Raw genomic sequence first — 1,611 nt, forward strand, 5'->3', positions numbered from 1 at the left:
CCTATTATTCGGTTGGTGGTGGGTTTATTCTTGATGAAGATGAAATAACTCAACGTAATGCTTCTCCAGCAACGCCAATTGAACAAGCACCTTATGACTTCAACAGTGCACTGCAATTACTGCAATTGTGCTGCGACAACGGCTTAAGCATTTCATCATTAATGATGGCCAATGAGCTTAGCATTGCCAGTGAAGATGAGATCAAACAAGGTTTGTGGAAAATTTGGCAAACCATGAAAAACTGCGTTGAACGCGGTTATCAAAAGGAAGGCATATTGCCAGGCGGTTTAAAATTACGCCGACGTGCCCCAGCGCTCTACCGCCGCTTAAAAGCGGAAGGGAGAAATAACACAGACCCATTGACCGCTATGGACTGGGTTGATTTATTTGCTTTATCGGTTAATGAACAAAATGCAGCAGGCGATCGCGTTGTAACTGCCCCAACAAACGGCGCCGCAGGGATTATCCCGGCAGTATTGTGTTACTACGATATGTTTGTGCAAGAAGTCGATATCGATGTGTGCAGCCGCTATCTGTTAACCGCTGCTGCCATTGGTATTTTGTACAAGAAAAATGCCTCGATTTCTGGCGCTGAAGTGGGTTGCCAAGGCGAAGTGGGCGTAGCCTGTTCAATGGCAGCCGGTGCGTTAACTGAAATTATGGGCGGAACCGTAGAACAGGTTGAGAATGCCGCTGAAATTGGCATGGAACATAACTTAGGTTTAACCTGCGATCCAGTTGGCGGCCTAGTACAAGTGCCCTGTATTGAACGTAATGCTATGGGTGCAGTAAAAGCGATTAATGCTTCACGCATGGCACTTCGCGGTGATGGTAATCACAAAGTGTCATTGGATAAAGTCATTAAAACGATGATGGAAACCGGTAGAGACATGCGCAGTAAATACAAAGAAACCGCAAAAGGTGGTCTTGCGGTGAACATCGTCGAATGTTAATTAACGTATTCATTTAATCTGCTCAATTCTAAATGCCTGTTAGTGAACCTAACAGGCATTTTTGTATGCCTTCAACGGGTTGTTAATCTGTTAATGATTCATCGTAAAATCAATTAATTGAATGACCTGTTTACCCTTGCTCCAACCATATAAAGGGACGGTATAAAATGCATACGAGCACGCGCGAACCAAAGAGAGACCTTTGCTCTTAGTGGGCCTGTGCAGGCTCAACATATGCTTTGGTTCCCCAAAGTGGAACTGTCGAAAGGCTGTGTTTGAAGCTTCCCGATGTTTCTTTGGTAGAGTAAGAAACATACATTAGTGTTTGATTTTCAGCATCAAATATTCTTCTAATTTTCATGGTCTTGAAAAATATACTTTTTGATTTTTTAAACACAACCTCACCTGATTTACTCTTATCTATTTTAGCAATCATATCAGTAGTGATCTCACCCGTTTGTCTGCAAGAGATAGAACTATCACTTGGGTCAGAAAAACTGAGATTTTCTTCTATTGAGGCGATGTGACAAGTGACACCAGATACAATTTCATCTTTTAAAATATTCAGCTTTATGTCTTGTGTAGTAAACATTCCGAGTGAAACATCACCGACTTCGTTGTCAGAACAAGCTGTAACAAGTGTCGTTAAACATAGCGC

2 protein-coding genes are annotated in these 1,611 nt (G+C 42.3%); one reads left to right on the top strand and one right to left on the bottom strand.

Annotated elements, in window-relative coordinates; genetic code table 11:
* A partial coding sequence (locus CXF78_RS16855; RefSeq protein WP_102037422.1) for an L-serine ammonia-lyase occupies positions 1–953 on the top strand: 953 nt, incomplete at its 5' end.
* Positions 954–1,161: 208 nt separating this feature from the next.
* On the opposite strand, the gene CXF78_RS16860 is transcribed toward CXF78_RS16855, so the two are convergent.
* A partial coding sequence (locus tag CXF78_RS16860; RefSeq protein WP_102037423.1) for a CreA family protein occupies positions 1,162–1,611 on the bottom strand: 450 nt, incomplete at its 5' end.

Origin of the sequence: Shewanella sp. 11B5 (assembly GCF_002836795.1) — a bacterium.
GTDB lineage: Bacteria > Pseudomonadota > Gammaproteobacteria > Enterobacterales > Shewanellaceae > Shewanella > Shewanella frigidimarina.